The organism is Aliisedimentitalea sp. MJ-SS2 (genome assembly GCF_032586155.1).
GTDB lineage: Bacteria > Pseudomonadota > Alphaproteobacteria > Rhodobacterales > Rhodobacteraceae > JAWHTC01.
In genome coordinates, this window is record NZ_JAWHTC010000005.1 from 368,029 (window position 1) to 383,989 (window position 15,961).

Annotated in this window: 17 protein-coding genes; 9 read left to right on the forward strand and 8 right to left on the reverse strand. The window is 60.2% G+C overall.

The window, feature by feature from the left end; translation table 11 throughout:
- Positions 1 to 268 precede the first annotated feature (268 nt).
- Positions 269 to 739 (reverse strand): 23S rRNA (pseudouridine(1915)-N(3))-methyltransferase RlmH, encoded by a 471-nt coding sequence (gene rlmH / locus RXV86_RS19425; protein WP_316302140.1) that lies wholly within the window; start codon positions 737 to 739, stop codon positions 269 to 271.
- Positions 739 to 1,224: a ribosome silencing factor gene (gene rsfS / locus RXV86_RS19430; protein ID WP_316302142.1), complete on the reverse strand. Its 486-nt coding sequence runs from the start codon at positions 1,222 to 1,224 to the stop codon at positions 739 to 741. Before rsfS ends, rlmH begins: the two co-directional genes overlap by 1 nt.
- Positions 1,225 to 1,388: 164 nt before the next feature.
- On the opposite strand from rsfS, the gene RXV86_RS19435 reads away from it, so the two are divergent.
- Positions 1,389 to 2,615 (forward strand): tetratricopeptide repeat protein, encoded by a 1,227-nt coding sequence (locus tag RXV86_RS19435; protein ID WP_316302144.1) that lies wholly within the window; start codon positions 1,389 to 1,391, stop codon positions 2,613 to 2,615.
- Between the two features lie 271 nt (positions 2,616 to 2,886).
- Entirely contained in the window at positions 2,887 to 4,104 is a 1,218-nt protein-coding gene (locus RXV86_RS19440; RefSeq protein WP_316302145.1) for a hypothetical protein, read from the forward strand.
- A gap of 48 nt (positions 4,105 to 4,152) precedes the next feature.
- Here RXV86_RS19440 and RXV86_RS19445 read toward each other — a convergent pair whose 3' ends face one another.
- The gene (locus tag RXV86_RS19445) at positions 4,153 to 5,529 is read right to left on the reverse strand and encodes a mechanosensitive ion channel domain-containing protein (RefSeq protein WP_316302146.1); all 1,377 of its coding nucleotides are present in this window, start codon (positions 5,527 to 5,529) and stop codon (positions 4,153 to 4,155) included.
- A 347-nt stretch (positions 5,530 to 5,876) separates the two neighbouring features.
- On the opposite strand from RXV86_RS19445, the gene leuC reads away from it, so the two are divergent.
- The 4 genes from leuC (at position 5,877) to RXV86_RS19465 (ending at position 10,199) form a co-directional block, all read left to right on the forward strand.
- Entirely contained in the window at positions 5,877 to 7,283 is a 1,407-nt protein-coding gene (leuC, locus tag RXV86_RS19450; protein WP_316302148.1) for a 3-isopropylmalate dehydratase large subunit, read from the forward strand.
- 19 nt (positions 7,284 to 7,302) lie between these two features.
- Entirely contained in the window at positions 7,303 to 7,908 is a 606-nt protein-coding gene (leuD, locus tag RXV86_RS19455; protein ID WP_316302150.1) for a 3-isopropylmalate dehydratase small subunit, read from the forward strand.
- A gap of 411 nt (positions 7,909 to 8,319) precedes the next feature.
- A complete protein-coding gene (locus RXV86_RS19460) occupies positions 8,320 to 9,117 on the forward strand; it encodes a hypothetical protein (RefSeq protein WP_316302152.1) in 798 nt (265 codons plus the stop codon).
- 23 nt (positions 9,118 to 9,140) lie between these two features.
- The gene (locus RXV86_RS19465; RefSeq protein WP_316302154.1) at positions 9,141 to 10,199 is read left to right on the forward strand and encodes an endonuclease/exonuclease/phosphatase family protein; all 1,059 of its coding nucleotides are present in this window, start codon (positions 9,141 to 9,143) and stop codon (positions 10,197 to 10,199) included.
- Here RXV86_RS19465 and RXV86_RS19470 read toward each other — a convergent pair.
- Entirely contained in the window at positions 10,134 to 11,045 is a 912-nt protein-coding gene (locus tag RXV86_RS19470) for an epimerase (protein ID WP_316302156.1), read from the reverse strand. The genes RXV86_RS19465 and RXV86_RS19470 overlap by 66 nt on opposite strands.
- 106 nt (positions 11,046 to 11,151) lie before the next feature.
- Here RXV86_RS19470 and RXV86_RS19475 point away from each other — a divergent pair, with 106 nt between their 5' ends.
- The 3 genes from RXV86_RS19475 (at position 11,152) to RXV86_RS19485 (ending at position 12,959) form a co-directional block, all read left to right on the forward strand.
- Complete coding sequence (locus RXV86_RS19475) at positions 11,152 to 12,048, forward strand: LysR family transcriptional regulator (protein WP_316302158.1); 897 nt, start codon at positions 11,152 to 11,154, stop codon at positions 12,046 to 12,048.
- A 127-nt stretch (positions 12,049 to 12,175) separates the two neighbouring features.
- Positions 12,176 to 12,343, forward strand: a complete 168-nt coding sequence (rpmG, locus tag RXV86_RS19480) for a 50S ribosomal protein L33 (protein ID WP_011454349.1) — start codon at positions 12,176 to 12,178, stop codon at positions 12,341 to 12,343.
- A 115-nt stretch (positions 12,344 to 12,458) separates the two neighbouring features.
- On the forward strand, positions 12,459 to 12,959 hold the full coding sequence (locus RXV86_RS19485) for a GNAT family N-acetyltransferase (protein WP_316302167.1): 501 nt from the start codon (positions 12,459 to 12,461) through the stop codon (positions 12,957 to 12,959).
- 12 nt (positions 12,960 to 12,971) lie between these two features.
- On the opposite strand, the gene RXV86_RS19490 is transcribed toward RXV86_RS19485, so the two are convergent.
- The 4 genes from RXV86_RS19490 to RXV86_RS19505 form a co-directional block, all read right to left on the reverse strand.
- The gene (locus RXV86_RS19490; RefSeq protein WP_316302168.1) at positions 12,972 to 13,190 is read right to left on the reverse strand and encodes a hypothetical protein; all 219 of its coding nucleotides are present in this window, start codon (positions 13,188 to 13,190) and stop codon (positions 12,972 to 12,974) included.
- A gap of 41 nt (positions 13,191 to 13,231) precedes the next feature.
- Positions 13,232 to 14,608 carry a S8 family serine peptidase gene (locus RXV86_RS19495; RefSeq protein ID WP_316302170.1) on the reverse strand — a complete coding sequence of 459 codons (1,377 nt, stop codon included), beginning with the start codon at positions 14,606 to 14,608 and terminating at the stop codon, positions 13,232 to 13,234.
- Between the two features lie 173 nt (positions 14,609 to 14,781).
- The gene (locus RXV86_RS19500) at positions 14,782 to 15,558 is read right to left on the reverse strand and encodes a Bax inhibitor-1/YccA family protein (protein ID WP_316302172.1); all 777 of its coding nucleotides are present in this window, start codon (positions 15,556 to 15,558) and stop codon (positions 14,782 to 14,784) included.
- Positions 15,559 to 15,695: 137 nt separating this feature from the next.
- Positions 15,696 to 15,914 (reverse strand): DUF1127 domain-containing protein, encoded by a 219-nt coding sequence (locus RXV86_RS19505; protein WP_316302174.1) that lies wholly within the window; start codon positions 15,912 to 15,914, stop codon positions 15,696 to 15,698.
- Positions 15,915 to 15,961: the final 47 nt, after the last annotated feature.

The following is a 15,961-nucleotide window of genomic DNA, read 5'->3' on the forward strand; positions in this document are numbered from 1 at the left end:
GCCCTGCGGCGGTCGGGGGCAACCGGGGGATTACCGCCCTCACGCGTCTCCCACCCACCCGAATCCGACGCGCGAGGGCGGCAATTGGGGTGATGGAGCTATTGATGTTTGCGGACAATGTGAACGTGTGAGTGAGTATTTGGATCAAGAAAGAGTCCTGAGTCCGGGTTTCTTTCTTGGTCGAAATACTCCGGGGGTTTGGGGGCTGGCCCCCAAGGCCTCCGTGGCCCGAACGGATACTGGACTGCGTGCGTAGCTCTCCGCTGGGTCAGGCGCGGTGATAGGGGCTTCCGGCGAGGATCGAAGCGGCGCGGTAGAGCTGTTCGGTGAGCATGACGCGGGCCAGCATGTGAGGCCAGACCATCTTGCCGAAACTGAGCGACAGGTCGGCGCGGGCGCGCAAGGATGGGTCGATACCGTCGGCGCCGCCGATCAGGAAGGCGAGGTCGGAGGTGCCATCATCGCGGAAATCAGCGAGTTTGGCGGCAAAGTCGGGCGAGGTCATCAGTTTGCCACGTTCATCGAGCGCGACGATGCGGGCGTTTTTCGGCAGGGCGCGCTCCAACAGGGCGGCCTCGCCGGCCATACCGCCGCCTTTGCGGTCGTCGACCTCGGTCAGAGTGAGCGGGCCGAGACCGAGTCCGCGCCCGCTCCGGTCGAACCGTGTCTGGTAGTCGTCGATCAGCGCCTTCTCCGGGCCGGTGCGCAACCGGCCCACGGCGCAGATTGTCACCCGCATCAACCGGGTGCGTGGCTTTGCGTGGCAATCGCCGCAGCCTCGGCCGGGGGCAGCCACATCTTTTCGAGCTGGTAGAACTCGCGCACTTCGGGGCGGAAGACGTGAACGATGATATCGCCGGTGTCGATCAGCACCCAGTCGCCGCCATCCTTGCCTTCGATCTTGCTGAGGCGCCCGAGTTCCTGCTTGAGCTTGTCGGTCAGCTTTTCGGCGATCGCCACCACCTGCCGGGTGGACCGGCCCGAGCAGATCACCATGTAATCGCCAATCGAGGACTTGCCGCGCAGGTCGATCTGCACGACGTCTTCGGCCTTGTCGTCATCAAGCGAGGTGAGGATCAGCGCAAGCAGCTCTTCGCTGGTTACGCTTTTGGGCATTGCGGTGTTCGCTTTGCCATTGGCCGCGGCCGTGGCCGCATCAACATGCGTTGACAGGACAGTGTCCTCCTTTGCTACGCACCGATCAAAAGCCCCGGTGCCGGGCACGGTTTCAGATTAGCACCGCAAATGTGAATTCTCAACGGAAGGTTCAACCCCGGGCGGCAAGGCGTGACAAAACCGACTGCGCCGTGTTGTAATCGGGCATCGGGGATACGCGGCGGCCGGACGAGTGCGGGTCACTGCAGGAGGGAACAGAACAGGGGAGTGCCATGGGCGTGGTGGTGCAACGATTAGTGACGTATGCGGTGGCGTTGGTCTTCATGGTTGGTCAGGCGTCTGCATTCGAGTTCGGGGTCTGGCAGTTTCGCCACAATGACGGGCATCTGATGATCACGACCAATGACCCGCACGGGATCGTCGTCGTCGACGATGGCCTGTTTGCGGCTGTGAACATTGCACCGAAACGGGCCATTGCGGTTGTCGGATTTTTCCGGACCGGGGCACCGGCCGAAACGCTGAAATCTACCATCACGCTGACCGACGGGAGCCAGTTCACCCGCGAAATGGGTGAAGGAGAGTTTGTCTCGCATCAGGAAGAAGGTGAGACCGGCTATGCCTATATCTTCCTTGTCGGTGACAAGGATCGCGAGCTTTTGAAGGCGGCAGCAAGCTGGCGGGTTGTGGCCGGCGGAATTGCCAGAGATTTTCCGATGAAAGGATCACGCAAGGCGATAACCGCGGCGGAGGAGGCCGCCAAGCGGTTGAAGGTTGCGAAGGCGGCGGCGTCCGACAAGGATAAGTGGAGGCGCGACTGCATTTCTCTTGCCGGGCATCCCTGGGATGACAACACCACCGGGCCAGGTGTGGGCTGGGGTGACCTGGATGCCGAAGCGGCGACAAAGGCCTGTAGCCAGGCCATCGCGCTGGGCGCTGTATCACCGCAGATACGCTATTTACAGGGCCGGGCGATGGACAAGGGGAAGGACCGGGGAACCCTGAACGTTCTGCGTAAGGCGTCAGACGATGGCTATATGCCGGCGACGTACCACCTGGGTCTGCTCTATTGGGAGGGGGACTATGGGCTGGACAACAAGGAATATGGTCGCTGGATGATCCGGGCGGCGTCCGAGAGCGGATATCGTCCCGCGAGCCACCAGATGTCGAAAATCCTGACTGCGAGCAGCGACAACCAGGAGCGTCTGTCGGGCCTGCGCCTGATGCGCGCCAATGCGGACAACGGATACACGTTGTCTCAGTGGTTGTTTGCCCAACGCCTGGAAAGCGGCGAGGCGCACGGAGTGCCAGATTACGACCTCGCGCTGCAGTATTACGCAATGGCCGCCGACAGCGAACACAGTGCAAGTGCCTTCCGGCTGGCCGAGATGTATCGCGATGGGGTCGGGACCCAACCGAACCCGAAGCTTTACCTGGAGTATCTGCGCCATGCCGCCGATCTGGGGAATGAAAAGGCGAAAGAGGAGTTGGGGTTGGATTAGTCTGGTTGCTCCATGTCTTCATACTGAGGTGATGGGAGCAAGGACGCAGATTTTTTGTCGGCTGTTTTTTTGCGGCGTGTCTTTGGGTCTTGTTTCAGGGGTAATCCGCGTGGGGTGTTTCCGCGACGGCGGCATCACGGCACGAAAACCTTCGACAAATTGCGCGCAAATTTGCAATCGTGGACCAGAGATATGTATGACGATTTTTTGGTCAGTGGTGTTTCAGGAATTTATTAACGATCGCCCAGATAGGCGATCGGGAGAAACAGGGATGAAAACTCGTGCTAAGGGGTTGTTGAGGGCGGTTCTGCTGGTTTGCGTGGCATTTTGGGGGATGGCGGCAGCCGCGCAGCAGACTGGTGTCTGGAAGTTTTACTACAATGAACTATTTCACGATTTCTTCTATACGTCAGAACCCTACGCGTTGGTGGCGAAAAGTAATACGAAGTTTGCAGCCGTACAGGTGACGCGCGCGGATCAGGACTGGATTGGCATTGTTGGCCTGTTTCCGGATCCCGCAGCTTCGGTTTTGAATTACACGGTCGTGTATGCCGATGGCCGCAGGGAAGCGGCCTATTTTTCCGATTCAGCTTTGGACATCGTGGAGCTGGAGGGCTTTGAGGGGTGGGCATATGTTTTCAAGATGGAAGCCGAAGAAGCAGAGATGCTGAAAGCGGGCTCGACCCTGGAGGTTTCCATGAATGGCGAAACGGTTGTCTTTCCGCTCAAGGGATCGCGCAAAAGCATCGAGCGGGCCGAGCGCGCGGCGGCATGGGGTAAACCGTTACCAAGGGACACTTGGAGCGAGATTTGCCGGGCAGAGGCCGCGCACCGTTGGGAACTGCCTGTCGAAGCCTATCACCGCAATTGGCAGAAAGGTGTGGAATGGGGCGAGCTAAATGCCGAGGTTGCGATTGAAGCCTGCGTCAATGCGATCAATGGTGGTGACAAATCAGCGGAAAACTACTATCGGCTGGGGCGCGCGCTTGACCGCGCCGGCTCCGAGAGAAGCGTTGTCTATCTGACCCAGGCGTCGGAAATGGGCTATGCAATGGCCAAGACCCATCTCGGGATACTCCATATAGAAAAGCTCTACGGCCTTGATGATGTTGATTACGCCATGGAGCTGTTTTCGGCGGCATCGAAGAAGGGCAACGTTCCGGGCAGCTATGAACACCTGCTGAACTTTTTTTTAGCACCGTCTTTGTTAAAGTCGATGGCAGATGCATATTACTACGCGCCAGCCAATAAAACCTATGCAGAGCTACTGGAAGATGGCAGCGCGACGGGAACGCCTGACCCTGAGCGTGCGAGACACTACTATAGTCGGGCCTGGGCGGCGGGTTCTGCTCCCAGTGCGTATCGGTTGGCTGAAATGCATCGTGACGGCGTGGGCGGGCCGCCGAGCCAGACAGAATACCTCGTCTACTTGAAAAGGGCGGCTAAATTGGGGCACCAGAAGGCGTCGGAAGAGTTGGACAACTATTAGGTAGATCGCTCCGGGCGTACCCGCTGGGTTGCGGCCGGAGTGGCGTTGTTACTTGGTTTCCGATTTCTCCAGTATTTTGACCTCGCGCTGGGGGAAGGGGATGGAGATGTCATTTGCCTGGAACGCGTCCCAGAGCGCGAGGTAGACATTGCCTCGGATATTGGTCAGCCCGCCGGTCGGGTCGGTGATCCAGAAGCGCAGGATATAGTCGACAGAGCTGTCGCCGAAACTGACAATGTGACAGACAGGCGGCTTGTGGGTCAGTACCCGGCTGACGCTTTTGGCCGCTTCGATAGCGATGGCGCGGACCTTGTGGGGGTCGTCGCCATAGGCAGTGCCAAAGAAGATATCGAGGCGGACGAAATCATTGGTGTGGGACCAGTTGACCACCTGGCCGGTGATCAGGTCTTCGTTCGGGATCAGGAATTCCTTGCCATCCCGTGTCACCACTGAAGTGTAACGCGCGCCCAGCGTGTCGATCCAGCCGAAGGTTTCGCCCAAAGAGATCACGTCACCAGGCTTGATCGACTTGTCCAAGAGGATGATCACCCCGGAGACCAGGTTCGACACCACTTTTTGCAGGCCGAAACCGAGGCCGACACCAATGGCGCCTGAGAGCACCGCAAGTCCGGTGAGGTCGACCCCTATGGCCTTCAACCCGATGAAGACGGCGGCACCGTAGAGCAGGACCTGGAAGAACTTGAGCGCCAGCACCTGCATTGAGGGGCTGATATCCTCGTTCTTTCGCAGGCCAGTGGCGGTGGTTTTTGACAGGAACCGCGCCAGGGCAAACAGAACGCCGAGGGTAAAGATCGCCTGGACCAGAACCCAGAGCGATAAATGCAGGTTGCCAAGGTCGACCGCCGCGCTGTCGAGCAGGGTGCGGGCCTCGTCCGTCAGGCCGAGGATCGACAGTGTCACCCAGGTCCAGCCGGCATAGCGGACAACGGTGCGCAGGAAAGAATTAGAGATCAGCCGTGAGATGATCGCGATCAGCAGCCAGGCCATGGCGAGGTTGCCGATCACTTCGAGCACATAAACGCGCGAGCGCCAGCGCATGGTTTCCAGCATGATCCAGATCGTCGGCCAGATCAGCGCAATAAAGAAAATCAGCGCCAACCGCCGTTCCAACAGCAACAGGTAGCGATAACGCCAGCGCGGCCAGTTCTCGCGCGAGCGCATCCAGTCGCGTATACGGGGCCGGACCACCCGGGCCAAAAGCCAAGAAATAATAACGAGGCCGAAGGCGATGAGAAACTGGTAAGCGACCCAGGGACGCAGCAGGCTTTCAAAGAAATCCTGGGCCCGTTCAGCCAGCGAAAATGCCACCTCCTGAACGTCCGGTGCTTGTGCCTGTTCGGCTTCGGCCTCGGCGGTGGCCGTGCCGGCCTGTTCCAGTGTGGTTTCTGTCGGATCGGTGCTCATCTGAGAGATACCGTGGCATGGCCCGGCCGTTTGGACAAGGGTTCAGCAGCGGGCAAGAAAGCAGGTAATGGAATAGAGATTGGCATCTGGCATTGTCGCTTGGCATCGTTTTTACGGGCCGAACGATAGTGACCCAGTCTGCAGATGCGTTGGCTTTGCGCGTCTCGGCCCTTGTTTGACAGAGGCCTTGATAGTATCTCCCCACCATGACTCGATTTTTCGACATGGATGACCGCGCGCGGTTGAATGAACGCTTCTACGGTGAGGCGCGCTCGGTTCTGGCACGCCTATAAGGCGGCCCATATCCATTTCACGACTGACTTCATGAACAAAACGGGAGAGGACCGATGTCCCCCAAAACACTCTATGACAAGATCTGGGATGCCCATGTGGCCCACGAGGCCGAAGATGGCACCTGCCTTCTCTATATCGACCGTCACCTGGTGCACGAAGTCACCAGCCCGCAGGCCTTTGAGGGGCTGCGCATGGCAGGCCGCTCTGTGCGGGCCCCGGACAAGACCATCGCCGTGCCGGACCACAACGTGCCCACCACGGCAGGCCGCGAAGACCCGGCGCAGATGACCGAGGAAAGCCGTATTCAGGTGGAAGCTCTGGACAAGAATGCCAAGGATTTCGGTATTCACTATTACCCGGTAAGCGACGTGCGCCAGGGGATCGTGCATATTGTCGGGCCCGAACAGGGTTGGACCCTGCCGGGCATGACCGTTGTGTGCGGTGACTCGCATACAGCCACGCACGGTGCGTTTGGCGCGTTGGCCCACGGGATTGGGACATCGGAAGTGGAACATGTTCTGGCGACCCAGACGCTGATCCAGAAGAAATCAAAGAACATGAAGGTCGAGATCACCGGCAAGCTGAAGCCCGGCGTGACGGCCAAGGACATCACCCTCGCCGTGATCGGCGCCACCGGCACCGCGGGCGGCACCGGCTATGTCATCGAGTATTGCGGCGAAGCGATCCGCGACCTGTCGATGGAGGGCCGCATGACGGTCTGCAACATGGCGATCGAAGGCGGTGCGCGCGCTGGCCTGATTGCGCCGGACGAGAAGACCTTTGAATACATCAAGGGTCGTCCGCATGCGCCCAAGGCAGGGCAGTGGGAACAGGCGATGGAGTGGTGGAAGACGCTCTATACCGATGAAGGTGCCGAGTTCGATCTGGTGGTCACGCTGAAGGGCGAAGACATTCAGCCGGTCGTGACCTGGGGCACCAGCCCCGAGGACGTTCTGCCGATCACCGCCACCGTGCCCCACCCCGAGGATTTCGAAGGCGGCAAAGTCGAAGCGGCCAAGCGTGCCATCGAATACATGGGGCTGGAGGCCGGTCAGAAACTGACCGATATCGAAATCGACACCGTCTTTATCGGCTCCTGCACCAATGGCCGGATCGAGGACCTGCGCGCAGCTGCCGAAATCCTGAAGGGCAAGAAGATCAAGGACGGCATCCGCGCCATGGTCGTGCCCGGGTCGGGCCTGGTGAAGGCGCAGGCCGAGGAAGAGGGCCTTGCCGACATCTTCAAGGAAGCCGGGTTCGAGTGGCGCATGGCGGGGTGCTCGATGTGCCTGGCGATGAACCCGGATCAGTTGGCCGAAGAGGAACGCTGTGCCTCGACCAGCAACCGCAACTTCGAGGGTCGCCAAGGATATCGCGGGCGCACCCATCTTGTCAGCCCGGCAATGGCAGCCGCGGCGGCCGTGACCGGCCATCTGACCGATGTGCGTGACTTGATGTAACCCGGGAAAGGAAAAGAAAATGGACAAATTCGAAAAACTCACCGGGATCGCGGCGCCGATGCCGCTGGTGAATATCGACACCGACATGATCATCCCCAAGGTGTTCCTGAAAACAATCAAGCGGTCGGGTCTGGGCGCGAACCTGTTTGACGAGATGCGGTTCGAGCGGGACGGCAGCGAAAAGCCAGATTTCGTGCTGAACCAGCCGGCTTATCGCGAGGCGCAGATCCTGGTGGCGGGCGACAATTTCGGCTGTGGCTCGTCGCGTGAGCACGCGCCGTGGGCGATCAAGGATTTCGGTATCAGCTGTGTGATCTCGACCAGCTTTGCCGACATCTTCTTCAACAACTGCTTCAAGAACGGCATCCTGCCGATCGTGCTGCCGCAGGAAGACGTCGATAAGCTGATGGATGATGCATCGCGCGGGGCCAATGCGGTGATCACCGTGGACCTTGAAAGCCAGACCATCACCGGGCCGGATGGCGGCGAGATCAGCTTTGATGTTGATCCGCACCGCAAACATTGCCTGCTGAATGGGCTGGATGACATCGGTCAGACGTTGGAGAAAGCCGCTTCGATCGACGCGTTCGAGTCCGGGATGGCCAACAGCCGCCCCTGGGTCTGAGCCCGTCATAATCTACCAAATAAGGCCGCCGGGGACTCGGCGGCCTTTGTTGTTTTGCCTCATTAACCAGTGTGACGCTGGTGTGCGTCAGATTTGGAATTGCGTTGCGACCTCATGCGCTACATCCACTATATCTTGTAGGTCCTTGAGACTTCGCCTTTTTTTTGCACCAAAATTGATGCATTCCCGCACCACTCGCTCCCTCAAAAGGTCGGAAAACTGAAGTCTTGTTAACCATGACTTGAGCCGGAAAGCGAAAGAAGGCAAAAATTGGGCAAGAATGAGGCAGGCCGTGACACCTCGCGGCATCAAGTTGGAAAAAAGGCCCGGCAAAGTACCGGAGCTGGCCAGTTTGAAGGGAATGGGGCAGTGGTATCCCAATTGACAAGTGCGTTTGTGCGCGCGGCGCTGATGGCTTTGCTGATCGCAATGCCGTCCTTGATGCTGCCCGATGTCACCGCCGATACCGCCCAGATCGTCGTTCTGGTCGCGATCATCGCCTTCCTCATGGTTTTCGTTGAATACTACAGCGAATACCCTTCGTTCATAGAATTCCGCTTTGCCCCGCCATTCAATCGTCTGAGATTTGTTGCGCTGTTCGCGACGGTGGCAGTGTTGTCACTGATCTGTGCCGGCAAGACGGAGCCGACAAACGTGTCCGAATTGGCCACCAGCTTTGGCCTGCTTCTGGGTAATGCGATCGATTTTCCCTATTCGCCGGTGCGCCTTGTCGTGCTGATGTTGCCGGAAGACAGCGAGCCGTCGGTCGTAGTTTCGGTCAGGATGGCGGCGGGCGTGTCCTACATGATGTCACTTTTGTCGCTTTTTATCTTCGTGACCATGGTGCGGCTTCTCGGCTGGCCGACGCGGCGCGGGGCGTTCAATGTGTGGATCAACCTGCCGCTTTTCGACCCCACCGCCGGTGGCGATGTGCTGGCGCGGCTCAAGCGTGATGCGGGCCTTAACATTGTGTTAGGGATTTTGCTGCCATTCTTGATCCCGGCGGTGATGAAGGCGGCGTCGGACTTGATTGATCCGGTGTCGATGGACAATCCGCAGACCTTGATCTGGACGATGAGCGCATGGGCCTTCCTGCCGGCAAGCATGATCATGCGCGGCATAGCAATGAGCCGCGTTGCCGACCTCATCGAGGAGAAGCGGATGCGCGCCTATGCCAAGGCCAAGGACGAAAACCTGCAACACGCCTGATCACGGCCTTGTTTTCTGGCCTGTTGATCGCGGTCCCATGGGTTGGGGTCGCGGGGGCCGAGACGCTTAGACTCGCCACTTATAATGTCGAACTGTCCCGCAAGGGGCCGGGGTTGCTGTTGCGGGACATTGCGCGCGGCGATGCGCAGGCCGAGGCGGCGGCGGAAGTGATAGCGCGCGTGGCGCCTGATGTCCTGTTGCTCAACGGCATTGACTACGACCTTCATCTGATGACCATCGAGGCCTTTGCCGCACGCGTGGCGGCCAAGGGGCACGAGTTGCCCTATCGTCATGCCGCGCGGCCCAATCGCGGTTGGGCCAGTGGATTGGACCTGGATGGTGACGGGCGGTTGGGTGGACCGGGCGATGCCCATGGCTGGGGCCGGTTCGCCGGGGAAGGTGGTATGGCGGTGCTGTCGCGCTATCCGTTGAAGGGCCTGCGCGACTTGAGCGGGCTAGTCTGGGGTGAACAGGATTGGGCGCAGTTGCCGGTGAAGAACGGCCAGCCCTTTCCGTCCGCAGATGCGCGGGCGGTGCAGCGCCTGTCTTCGGTCGGGCATTGGGTGATCGAGGCGGATGTGGGGCGGCGGGCGCTGAGCCTGATGGTGTTTCACGCCACGCCACCGGTGTTTGACGGACCCGAGGATCGCAATGGCAAGCGCAACCACGATGAGATCATGCTGTGGCGGCATTTGCTGGACGGGCGTTTCGAGGGGGGCGTGAACCGGCCGTTTGCGATTTTGGGCGACGCCAACCTGGACCCGATGGACGGGGAGGGGATGAAATCGGCGATACAGGGGTTGCTGGGTGACAAGCGGCTGCAGGATCCACGCCCCGGGAGCGCGGGGGGTGAGGCCGCAGCCGACCCCGAGCATGAGGGTTCGCCGGGGCTGGACACGGTGGACTGGCCGGGAGAGGGCGAGGGTGGGCCGGGGAACCTGCGAGTGGATTACGTGCTGCCCTCCTCCGATCTGGAGGTTCTGGGCGCGGGGGTTTATTGGCCCGCGCCCGGACAGTCAGGCCATGATCTTGCCGCCCGTGCCAGCCGCCACCGGCTGGTTTGGGTTGACGTTGGCTGGTAAGGCGCTGCGCAGGGCTTCTTCAAGCGGGGTGGGGGTAAACCCGGGCAGCAATGTGTTCAATCGCGCGCCATCCAGGCGGTGTGGTTTGCTCCACAGGTAACGCATTTCGAACACGTGGCGCATCAGCCGCCAGAACGGCCTCAGCAGGTGGAACAGAGTCCAGTTGAAGTTGGCCTGTACAAGCGGGCGATTCAGTACCCGTTCAAAGGCCTGGGCCATGTCGTGACCGGTCAGGGTATAGCCCGGAAAGGTGACATCGGTGAAGGTGTCAAGCCGGTCGCGTTGCTCCAGCAGCATGACACCTGCGCGGGCCAGGTCGGGCAGATAGGCCCAGGCATGGGGCGCATCCCAGCGACCCATATAGGTGAACACCCCCTTGTGCAGTTTCGCAGTCAGCACCCGGTCAAACCAGATGCCAGTGGGTTGGGTGTCGATGAAATCTCCGGCGCGCAGAATGATTATGGGGACGCCCGAGGCGCGATAGGCCTGCTCCATGGCGATACGGATGCGGCCAAGCGGGTTCTGCGCCGCTTGCGGTGTTTCGGGGGTCAGAAGTTCGGGCGCATCGGCGCCGAAATTGTAGACATTGCCGGGCAGGATCACACTGGCGCCCGAGGCTTGTGCAGCGTCGATCACCTGTTGCGTCAGTTTGGGGACCTGAACCTGCCAGTGTTCGTAAGACGGGTTCCAACCGTTGACGATCACATTCACGCCTTGCGCCGCGGTGGTGAGATTGTCGGATTTGCGATCGAATTGATGTGTGGTCCAGCCAGCAGCGTCGAGGGCCAGGGTCATATGGCGTCCGAACCGGCCGGAACCGCCGAGGATAAGAGCTGTTTTGGTCATGTTTGCCTCCTGTGGGGCTTCGTGTTTCGAATTTCTACCTCGAGTATCGGAAATCCGGATGCGAATGAGAATTGCCTGAATTTTGCTTTCTGCTATTCAATAATGAATGGATTTTGATATCGGAAAACTCGACTGGTCGCTGGTACAAGCCTATCTGGCGGTGGCTGAAACCGGCTCGCTGAGCGCGGCGGCACGGCAGATTGGCAGCAGCCAGCCGACGCTGGGGCGGCAGATCAAGGCGATCGAAGAACGTTTGGGGTTTGCCCTGTTCCGGCGGCACCCGCGGGGATTCGAGCTGACCGAGGCGGGGGAGGCATTGCTGACTCCTGCGCGGGCGATGCGTGAGGCGATGCGCGAGATCGCAATGTTTGCTGCGGGCCAAGAAGGGGACCTGCAGGGCACGGTCAGGATCACGGCGAGCGAAATGGTGTGTCACCATGTGTTGCCACCGGTGATCGCGCGGATGCGGATCGAGCTGCCCGAGGTTGCGGTGGAACTGGTGCCGACGGATGTGACAGAGAACCTGCTTTATCGCGAGGCGGATATCGCGGTGCGGATGTACCGGCCCGAGCAGCTGGAGGTGGTGGCGCGGTATCTGGGTGAGATCAAACTGGGGCTGTTTGCCTCGAAAGCTTATGCTGATCACCGCGGCTTGCCGGACGGGACAGGTGATTTGGCCGGGCATGACATTGTCGGATATGACCGCAGCGAACTGATCGTGCGGGGAATGCGGCAGGCCGGGGTCGACGTGAGTCGTGAGGATTTCCCGGTACGCTGCGACGACCAGACAGTTTATTGGGAGCTGGTGCGGGCGGGCTGTGGTATCGGCTTCGGGCAGTCGATGGTCGCGCGCGCCGATCCGGAGATGCTGGAGATCGACCTGGGCTTTCCGATTCCATCGCTGCCGGTGTGGTTGGCCGCCCATGAGGGGCTTCGCCATACGCCGCGGGTGCGCAAGGTCTGGGACATGCTGGCCGAGGCGCTGGGCCGGATCGTGGTCTAGTGGCGGCGGGACGCCTGTTTTTACTGCAATTGCACGAATGCCGGTTGACTCGAGGGGCGCAATCCTTAAAAGGCAGGCTTCTATGAGAATTTCGCGGGCGTAATCCGCCTGCTGCAGGAGAAGTGACATGGCCAAGCCGACCACCATCAAGATCCGCCTGAACTCGTCCGCGGGCACAGGCCATTTCTACGTGACCAAGAAAAACGCACGCACCATGACCGAAAAGATGGTCGTACGCAAATACGACCCCGTGGCGCGGAAGCACGTCGAGTACAAGGAAGGCAAGATCAAGTAAGATCGCCCCTTGAGACAAACGACAAAGCCGCGCCCCGGTCCGGGACGCGGCTTTTTCTTTGGCAAACAGGCGTGAACGGATCGGGGGCGGAAACCCCTGAAGAAAGGTTCACACCATGCCAGAGCTGCAGATCAGACCCGCCCGTGCCCGCGATGCCCACGCCGTGGGGCAGGTATTGACCCGGTCCTACGCTCAGCTTCTGAGCGGGGATTATTGCGATACCCTATTGCAGAGAGCCTTGCCGATCCTGACGCGGCCACGGCCCGAATTGCTGGGCTCGCCCGGTTACATGGTCGCACTGCGGGACGGGCGAATCGTGGCGGCTGGCGGGTGGAGCCGGGTGAATCCTTATGGCGGGGAAGTGCACAGGGTAGGCCACGTGCGGCACGTGGCCTGTGACCCGGGCAGCTTGCGCACGGGTGTGGCGCGGGAGCTGATGCTATCGGCCATGGAGCAGGCGCGTGAAGTCGGGATCGGGCTGTTGAGTTGTCTCAGCACCCTGACGGCAATACCATTCTATCGCAGCCTCGGGTTCGAGGGGGAGGCGGAAATCGACATACGGCTGGAGCCGGGGCTGTATTTTCCAGCGGTCGAGATGCGCAAGCGGCTGTCGTGACGGGGCAGCCGATCAATAAGGTGACATTTCAGACGACGGAAAAATCTGCAGGCCAGTCTGCCCTTTCAGGCAGGCGGCCTGTTCCTCTGTTGCGGTGATCTCGACCGTGGCGGAGCCGTCGTCAAAAGGGATCAAATGGGCCTCGGCTGGCGGCGCGACGTCGCACGCCGCCAGCATGGCCGAAAGGTCGGCAAAGCAGATGTCAGGCCCGAAGGTGATCAGCCATTGCACAGTGTCGTCGACCCTTTCCTGTGTTGGGCGCTGGTTTTCGGTTAGCCGACTAGGGCGCCAGAACGTTCGAGAGCGGCCAGCGCCGCGGCGGCGTTGATCACGCCATGTCCATGGTTCGGATCCCAGCCGACGGTACTGCCAATGTCAATCGCCGAGCTGATCAGTGCATCCTTGATCTGCAGCGGGGTTGACGTTGGGATCGCCGAAAGCAATGCGGCGGCGACACCTGCGGCGACCGGCGTGGCCGCTGACGTGCCGCTGTCGAACGCACTGACCGCGGTGCCGGCTGGACGGCCCGGTCCGTAATTCCCCAGGAAATGGGTATAGCTTGCAACATCGGGTTTGACCTGTTCGAACCTGCCGGGGCCCTGGCTGGAATAGCCGACCCGTTCGTGACGCGAATTGACGGCTGCGACCGTGATGACCTCTTCGAGGCTGTTGGAGGCATGGATCGACAGGCCCGGGCCGATGCCGGAGGGATGGCAATTGCCGGACGGGCAGTTTTCGCCGCAATTACCGGCGGCAAAGAAACAGGCGACCCCGGCGGTCACGACTTCACGCACCTTGCGATGCACCGGGTGGTTGATGTTGTTGACCTCGTGATCGGGGAATTGCGCCGGATCGGGGATGCCCACGAACCCGTAGGAATTATTGGTGATCTGTGGGGTCCCATCGGTGTTCCATTGATCGAGCACGGCCTGGAACATCTGGATCGCACCACCGGACCGCGGGATGCCCAGGAAAGGGTAATCATAGAGTCGCGCCGCAGGGGCGGCGACCAGAACGTCGGCGGCGCACATCGACCCATGGCTGGTCACGGCGGCGGATCCGGGCTGAAGCCCGGCTTCCGGGCGGGCAAACCCGCCGATTACCGGGTAGTGCTGTCCGCTGACACCTTCGTCGAGAATGCCGACGACGATGTTCTGGCCGCGAAAGCCGTCGTCCCACAACGCATCCACCGCCAGCATAGCGCGGATCGTGTCAATCTCGACCGGGTCGCGGAACGGGCGACAATCAACCCCGCCATCCGAGCGCGCATCGTCGATCGCTGCATCGTGACCGTACAGGGTAAGCGCGGAATTCGGCCAGACCTTGACCCCGTCACGGGACTGCAAGTCATCAAGGCGGGATCTGCTGACCTCTGCCGGGAGCACCACGGTCTGGCCTGTGGGGCGTCTTTTGGCTTCTCCTGGGCTCATTTCCAGCGCAAAACCTTCCGGCAAGGGCGCCTCCGGGGCGGAAAACATTGGCACCGGTGTGAAGCCTTCCTCGAATTCAATTCCCTCGCCGCCGATGTCGGCGAGAATGCGCGACGCTTGCCGTTCGGCCTCGGCGCTGGACTTGGTGGCTTCGGAAAACGCTTCGAGCGCACCGGCGTTGTCGTCTTCGATTTCAATAAGGACGTGAAGCCCGGGCATGGGGTATCCTCCTGTTTAATGTCTGGTGTCAAAAGGGTATTGTAATGCTGGCAGTATACACCAAAAAGGCGAGTTTCGAAACTGGCATTCCCCGGTAGAGATTTCGCAGGCGGGACAACAAAAAAGGGCCGGTCGTTGTGACCGGCCCTTTCGTATTGGATTTTTTGTGTCCTCTATTCCTGGCTTCCGAGGAACATGAGCAGGAACTGGAACATGTTCAGGAAGTCGAGATAGAGGTTCAGCGCGCCATGGATGGCGGACTTGTCAAGCCACTCCTGGTCACCGTGGTGGGCATGGGCCAGGTAGTTGTTCTTGATGTTCTGGGTGTCATAGGCGGTGAGACCGGCAAAGATCAGAACACCGATCATCGAGATCGCGTACATCATCGCCGGGCTTTGCAGGAACCAGTTGATGATCATCGCCACCAGAAGGCCAATGACGCCCATGATCAGGAAGCTGCCCCAACCCGAGATGTCCTTCTTGGTGGTGTAGCCCCAGAGCGACAGGCCGGCGAATGCGATGGCCGTCACCAGGAAGGTCTGCACGATCGAGAAGGTCGTGTAGAAGATGAAGATGGAGCTGAGCGAGACGCCGATCAGCGCGGCAAAGACCCAGAAGAACAGCTGTGCGCCGCCTGCCGACAGGCGGTTGGTCACGGCGCCAAAGGCAAAGATCATGCCCAGAGGTGCCAGCATCACCACCCAGCGCAGGGCCGAGGTATAGATTGCCGCACCGAACGAGGTCAGCATTGTGCCATTGGCCATTTGGCCGACCGCATTTGCCGGATCGGTTGTGGTTGCCAGACCGGCAATGGCCCAAGCGGCCAAGGCGGTGATCAGCATGCCTACGGACATGGTGCCGTAGACCTTGTTCATGTGGGCGCGAAGCCCGGCATCAATCTCGGACGCGCGGGCACCAATACCGGCGCGGACCGTGTCGAACTCTGCCATCGAATTCCTCCGAAGTTACATCATTTGGTCCCCGGCGCGGGGTGCGCCGGGGTCTTCGATGAAAATATCGGGTATGTTTCTGTCTTTTTCAAGGACAACCGGGAGGATATGGCCGGAAACTGAGTTTTGAGTGCCGTTCAATAGCGCCAAGTGGCCGGAACGTCCCAGATCGGACGTTTGGCTTCGGTCATGGCCTCGTCGCGGGTGAGGCCGATATCGGCCAGCGCTTTTGCATCAAGCCGCGCCAGGCGGGAGCGCTGGCGGCGCAGCGACAGAAGGGTCGAAAACCGTGCTGCAAGGAGAACAGGCCGGTTCAGCCGGATTGCGTCGCGGGACATTGCATGAGTTCTGGACATCGTCTTCTCCAATCTTGATGAGTTAGCCTCGATTCATTTGATATGTT

Excerpts from the sequence above, each read along its gene's own strand:
- RXV86_RS19440 (WP_316302145.1), top strand. The coding sequence starts at position 2,887 with ATGAAAACTCGTGCTAAGGGGTTGTTGAGGGCGGTTCTGCTGGTTTGC.
- RXV86_RS19445 (WP_316302146.1), bottom strand. The coding sequence starts at position 5,529 with ATGAGCACCGATCCGACAGAAACCACACTGGAACAGGCCGGCACGGCC.
- RXV86_RS19505 (WP_316302174.1), bottom strand. The coding sequence starts at position 15,914 with ATGTCCAGAACTCATGCAATGTCCCGCGACGCAATCCGGCTGAACCGG.
- RXV86_RS19460 (WP_316302152.1), top strand. The coding sequence starts at position 8,320 with ATGGCTTTGCTGATCGCAATGCCGTCCTTGATGCTGCCCGATGTCACC.
- rlmH (WP_316302140.1), bottom strand. The coding sequence starts at position 739 with ATGCGGGTGACAATCTGCGCCGTGGGCCGGTTGCGCACCGGCCCGGAG.
- RXV86_RS19475 (WP_316302158.1), top strand. The coding sequence starts at position 11,152 with ATGGATTTTGATATCGGAAAACTCGACTGGTCGCTGGTACAAGCCTAT.
- RXV86_RS19500 (WP_316302172.1), bottom strand. The coding sequence starts at position 15,558 with ATGGCAGAGTTCGACACGGTCCGCGCCGGTATTGGTGCCCGCGCGTCC.
- RXV86_RS19495 (WP_316302170.1), bottom strand. The coding sequence starts at position 14,608 with ATGCCCGGGCTTCACGTCCTTATTGAAATCGAAGACGACAACGCCGGT.
- RXV86_RS19435 (WP_316302144.1), top strand. The coding sequence starts at position 1,389 with ATGGGCGTGGTGGTGCAACGATTAGTGACGTATGCGGTGGCGTTGGTC.
- leuC (WP_316302148.1), top strand. The coding sequence starts at position 5,877 with ATGTCCCCCAAAACACTCTATGACAAGATCTGGGATGCCCATGTGGCC.
- leuD (WP_316302150.1), top strand. The coding sequence starts at position 7,303 with ATGGACAAATTCGAAAAACTCACCGGGATCGCGGCGCCGATGCCGCTG.
- RXV86_RS19485 (WP_316302167.1), top strand. The coding sequence starts at position 12,459 with ATGCCAGAGCTGCAGATCAGACCCGCCCGTGCCCGCGATGCCCACGCC.
- rpmG (WP_011454349.1), top strand. The coding sequence starts at position 12,176 with ATGGCCAAGCCGACCACCATCAAGATCCGCCTGAACTCGTCCGCGGGC.
- RXV86_RS19470 (WP_316302156.1), bottom strand. The coding sequence starts at position 11,045 with ATGACCAAAACAGCTCTTATCCTCGGCGGTTCCGGCCGGTTCGGACGC.